We start from the raw sequence: 4,438 nt of genomic DNA, 5'->3' as shown, positions 1-4,438 counted from the left end.
GAGTCGCCGTCCTGCGGGCCGAGCGAGCTCAGCGGGCGCAGGCCGTCCCAGCCGCCCGCGTCGGTGTTGCGCGAGACCGGCGTCGTGCACATGCCGGTGTAGCGCCCGGGTCCCTGCCAGCGGTAGTGGTCGGAGAACCTGGAGACCTGGTTCAGCTCCGGGTGGACCCAGGGCAGGTGGTAGTACTCCATGAAGTTCTCGCCGACGAGCTTGTGGTTGGCCGCCACGTCGTAGGTCCGGCGCCGCTGCGGCACCCACGACTCGAGCCCGTAGCCGGCGAACCGCTCGGGGAGGTCGCCGAGCGCGGTCGCGAGCGGCTCCGGGTCGGGTGAGAGGTTGACGAAGAGGAAGAAGCCCCAGCTGTCCACCGCGACGGTCAGCAGGCCGTGGTCGGCCTTGTCGAACCCCCGGGCCACGGAGTGGAAGACGGCCTCTTCGCCGGCGGGGACGTCGGAGCCCTCGAACAGCGGGGTGCCCAGGCATCTCCCGTCCGTGTCGTAGGTCCAGCTGTGGTACGGGCAGCGGATGCGGTGGTGGCGCCCGACCTCCCGGGCGTCGCCGTCGAGCAGCTTCGTGGCGCGGTGGCGGCACACGTTGTGGAAGCCGCGCAGCTCGCCGTGGCGGTTGCGGGTCACGATGATCGAGCGCCCGGCGACCTCGACGACGACGCAGCGGCCCGGCCCGTCGACGTCCCCGACCAGGCCGACGGCCACCCAGCTCGCGGCGAACACCCGCTCCTGCTCGAGGGCGAAGAACTCGGGGGAGCAGTAGGCGTCCGGGATCAGCGTCGAGGCCAGGTCCACCGGTAGCCGGGTGTGGCGGTAGGTGTCCTCGTCGGCGAACCGGGCGGGATCGATCGGCCGGGCGGGCAGGGCGGAGTACGGGTCGGACATGGAAGCTCCGCGGAGAGGTCGGGCCGGTCGGTGAGCGCAGTGTCCGACCGGCGATCCGTTCGCGTCCATCTCAGCGTCGTACATCTGATCTTGTAGCTTCGGTACATGATTGACCGGCGGCTGACGGTGCTGCGCGCGATCGCCCGGCACGGGACGGTGACCGCCGCGGCGGAGGTGTGCCGGTTGACGCCGTCGGCGGTCTCGCACCAGATGCAGGCCCTGGCCCGGGAGCTCGACGTCGTGCTCCTCGAGCACGTCGGCCGCAACGTGCGGCTGACCGCCGCCGCGGAGACGCTGCTGGGCCACGCCCAGACGCTGGCCGCCCAGTGGGAGCGGGCGCAGGCCGACCTCGCGTCGCACCGGGAGGCCGAGCTCACCGGGACGCTGCGCTTCGCCGGCTTCTCGACGGCCGCCGCCCTGGTGGTCCCCCGGGCGATGGCGCGACTACGCATCGAGCACCCGGAGCTGCGGCTGCACCTGCGCGAGATCGAGCCCGCGCGAGCGTTCGACCTGCTCGCCGCCGGGGACACCGACGTCGCCGCCGTGGTGGCCACGCCGAGCATCCCGTCGCGGTCGGACCCCGCCTTCGAGCAGTACCCGCTGATCGCCGAGCCGCTCGACGTCCTCGTCGGGCCCACCCACCGGCTCGCCGGACGCGAGTCGGTCGCCCTCACCGAGGTCGCCGCCGACCCCTGGATCGTCGGGCGGCCGGAGCGGGCCTACCACCAGCTGGTCACGCTGGCCTGCACGAGCGCCGGCTTCGACCCGCCCGTGGCGCACTACGCCGACGAGTGGGACACCGGGGCGGCGCTGGTCGCCGGCGGCTTCGGGGTCGCGCTCGTCCCGCGCCTCGCCGCGCTTCCGGGCCACCACGACACGCGGCGGATCCCGATCGCCGGACCGAGCGTGCCGACGCGGCACATCCTCGCGGCGATCCGTGCCGGCTCGGCGGAGCAGCCGATCGTCGCGGCCGGGCTCGACGCGCTGCGCGGCGTCTGCGCGCACGAGCTCCCCGAGCTCGCCGAGGCCTGGTAGGCCCGGGGACGAAGTCAGGCTCCCGCCGGGACGAGCACGATCTTCCCGACGTGCGCCGAGCGGGCGAAGGCCTCCTGGGCGGCGGCGATCTCGCCCAGCGGGAACGACGCGGCCACCCGCGGGCGCACCCGGCCGGCGACGGCGTCGGCGGCGAGCCGCGCGAAGTGCGCCGGGGTGTGCATCGAGGAGCCGACGAGGCTGACGTTGTGCAGGTAGAGCCGCCGCAGGTCGAACGGCACCTCCGCGCCACCGATCGCCCCCGCGATCACCCACCGCCCGCCGTCGCGGACGTGCTCGAGCAGTGCCGGCAGCAGCGGCCCGCCGACGACGTCGACCACCGCGTCCAGGCCGTCCGGGGCGGCCTTCGACGTCGCGTCGGCGACCTGCGCGGGGTCGGCGTCGCGGAGCACGACGGCCGACGCCCCCGCCTCCCGGACCGGTTCCTCCTTCCCCGGGGCGGTCACGGCGATGACCGACGCGCCCCGGGCGGCGGCCAGCTGGACCGCAGCGAGCCCCACGCCGCCCGAGGCACCCGTCACCAGCACGGTCTCGCCGCCGCGGATCCCGCCGCGCTCGAGCATCCCCGTCGCGGTGCCGTAGGCGACCGGCAGGCAGGCGAGCTCCTCGAAGGACAACGGCGAGGCGTCCATGTCGACCATCCGGTCCGCCCGGGCCACGACGAAGGAGGCGAAGCCGCCGTCGGCCTCGCTGCCCAGCAGGCCGACCGGGTTGGCGTCGTCGGCGTCGCGGTCGTAGATCGCGGGGTCCACGACGACGCGCCGCCCGACGAGGCCGTCGGCGTCGCCGTCGCCGGCCGCCACGACCGTCCCGGCGATGTCCCCGCCCTGGATGCGGGGGAACTCGACCGGCCCGCGCCACCCGGCCAGCGCCTGCGGGTCGCCCGGCAGCCCGTAGGCACCCCGGCGGGTCCAGAGGTCGGTGTTGTTGATCGCCGCCGCGCGGACGCGCACGAGCACCTGACCCTGGGCGGGCCGGGGGACCGGCACGGAGCGGACCTCCAACGCCTCGGGCCCGCCGAAGCGGGTCAGCACCGCCGCCTGCATCGTCTCCGGGATCTCGTCGCCCACGCCGACTCCTCGCTTCACCGATCTGTGAACCCGCCGGTCCGGTACGGTAGGTTCACAGGTCGGTGAAGACAAGGGGGCCCACGGTGACCGATCCGTCGACGGTCCTCACGCCCGGAGCGCGCCGCATCCTCGAGACGGCCTCCGCGCTGTTCTACGACCACGGGATCCGCGGCATCGGGGTGGACACCATCGCGGCCGCCTCCGGCATCACCAAGCGCACCCTCTACGACCGTTTCGGCTCGAAGGACGAGCTCGTCGCCTGCTACCTGCGGGCCCGCCACGAACGCTGGCGCGCCGACGTCCTCGCCGCGGCCGAGCGGGCCACCGGACCGGCAGGCCGGATCCTGGCCCCGTTCGACGTCCTCGAGCAGTGGGGCCCGACGCGGTCGGTCCGGGGCTGCGCGTTCGTCAACGCCTACGCCGAGCTCGACGACGCCGACCACGCCGGCCGCGCGGTGATCGACGAGAACAAGGGGTGGCTGCGCGAGTTCTTCGCCGGCGAACTGGCCACGGCCGGCGTCGTCGACCGCGAGGCCCTGGCGGTGCAACTGCTCGTCCTCCACGAGGGCGCCATGGTCGCCCACGCCGTGGACCGCGAGCCCTCCGCTCCCCGGCGCGCCCGCGACGCCGCGCGGGTGCTGATCCACGCGGCGCGTCCCGGGACGGCGGGACCGTGACGACGCCCCGCGCCACCCGCGGCCAGGTGCCCCTGCCCGGCGGCACCTTCGCCATGGGCGACCACTTCGACGAGGGTTACCCCGCCGACGGCGAGCGCCCGGTACACCCGGTGACGCTCTCGCCGTTCCGGCTCGACGCCACCGCGGTGACCAACGCGGCGTTCGCGACGTTCGTCAAGGACACCGGATACGTCACCGACGCCGAACGGTGGGGCTCGTCGGCCGTGTTCCACCTGGCCTTCCACGGCGACCCCGCCGACGTCCTGACGAGCGTCGAGGGCGCCGGGTGGTGGCTCGGCGTGCGCGGCGCGTGCTGGCGCCGGCCGGAGGGCCCCGGTTCGTCGGTGGGCGACCGCGCCAACCACCCGGTGGTCCACGTGTCGTGGCACGACGCCCAGGCCTACTGCGCCTGGTCGGGCAAGCGCCTGCCCACCGAGGCCGAGTGGGAGTACGCCGCGCGGGGCGGGCTCGAGGGGGCCCGGTTCCCGTGGGGCGACGAGCTGCGCCCCGCCGGCCGGTGGCCGCTCAACATCTGGCAGGGCCGGTTCCCCACGCAGAACAGCCTCGAGGACGGGTTCCTGACGACCGCGCCGGTCAAGTCGTTCCGGCCGAACGGGCACGGGCTGTGGCAGATGGTCGGGAACGTCTGGGAGTGGTGCGCGGACCGGTTCTCCCCGGACGCCTACCGCGGGGCGGCCCCGGTCGACCCGGCCGGCCCCGGGGTGGGGGACAGCCGGGTCATGCG

Annotated in this window: 5 protein-coding genes; 3 read left to right on the top strand and 2 right to left on the bottom strand. The window is 75.0% G+C overall.

Translation table 11 applies throughout. The features are described 5' to 3' along the window. A partial coding sequence (locus tag AC0CYZ_RS18180; RefSeq protein ID WP_472217836.1) for an aromatic ring-hydroxylating oxygenase subunit alpha occupies window positions 1–893 on the bottom strand: 893 nt, incomplete at its 3' end. A gap of 105 nt (window positions 894–998) precedes the next feature. Here AC0CYZ_RS18180 and AC0CYZ_RS18175 point away from each other — a divergent pair. After that, on the top strand, window positions 999–1,928 hold the full coding sequence (locus AC0CYZ_RS18175; RefSeq protein WP_472217834.1) for a LysR family transcriptional regulator: 930 nt from the start codon (window positions 999–1,001) through the stop codon (window positions 1,926–1,928). Window positions 1,929–1,942: 14 nt separating this feature from the next. Here AC0CYZ_RS18175 and AC0CYZ_RS18170 read toward each other — a convergent pair whose 3' ends face one another. Then, window positions 1,943–3,016 (bottom strand): zinc-binding dehydrogenase, encoded by a 1,074-nt coding sequence (locus tag AC0CYZ_RS18170; protein ID WP_472217832.1) that lies wholly within the window; start codon window positions 3,014–3,016, stop codon window positions 1,943–1,945. An 83-nt stretch (window positions 3,017–3,099) separates the two neighbouring features. Between AC0CYZ_RS18170 and AC0CYZ_RS18165 the strand changes: the two genes are divergently transcribed. After that, entirely contained in the window at window positions 3,100–3,693 is a 594-nt protein-coding gene (locus AC0CYZ_RS18165) for a TetR/AcrR family transcriptional regulator (protein WP_472217830.1), read from the top strand. Next, window positions 3,690–4,438 (top strand): formylglycine-generating enzyme family protein (locus tag AC0CYZ_RS18160; protein WP_472217828.1); only part of this gene is annotated, 749 nt, incomplete at its 3' end. The genes AC0CYZ_RS18165 and AC0CYZ_RS18160, both read left to right, overlap by 4 nt.

The sequence above is a fragment of the Actinomycetospora sp. genome, assembly GCF_055612215.1.
The sequence above is the reverse complement of the archived record's forward strand: the minus strand, read 5'-3'. Positions and strand labels throughout refer to the sequence as shown.

Bases quoted from the DNA above. Each gene is read 5' to 3' on its own strand.
- AC0CYZ_RS18175 (WP_472217834.1), top strand. From the start codon at position 999: ATGATTGACCGGCGGCTGACGGTGCTGCGCGCGATCGCCCGGCACGGG.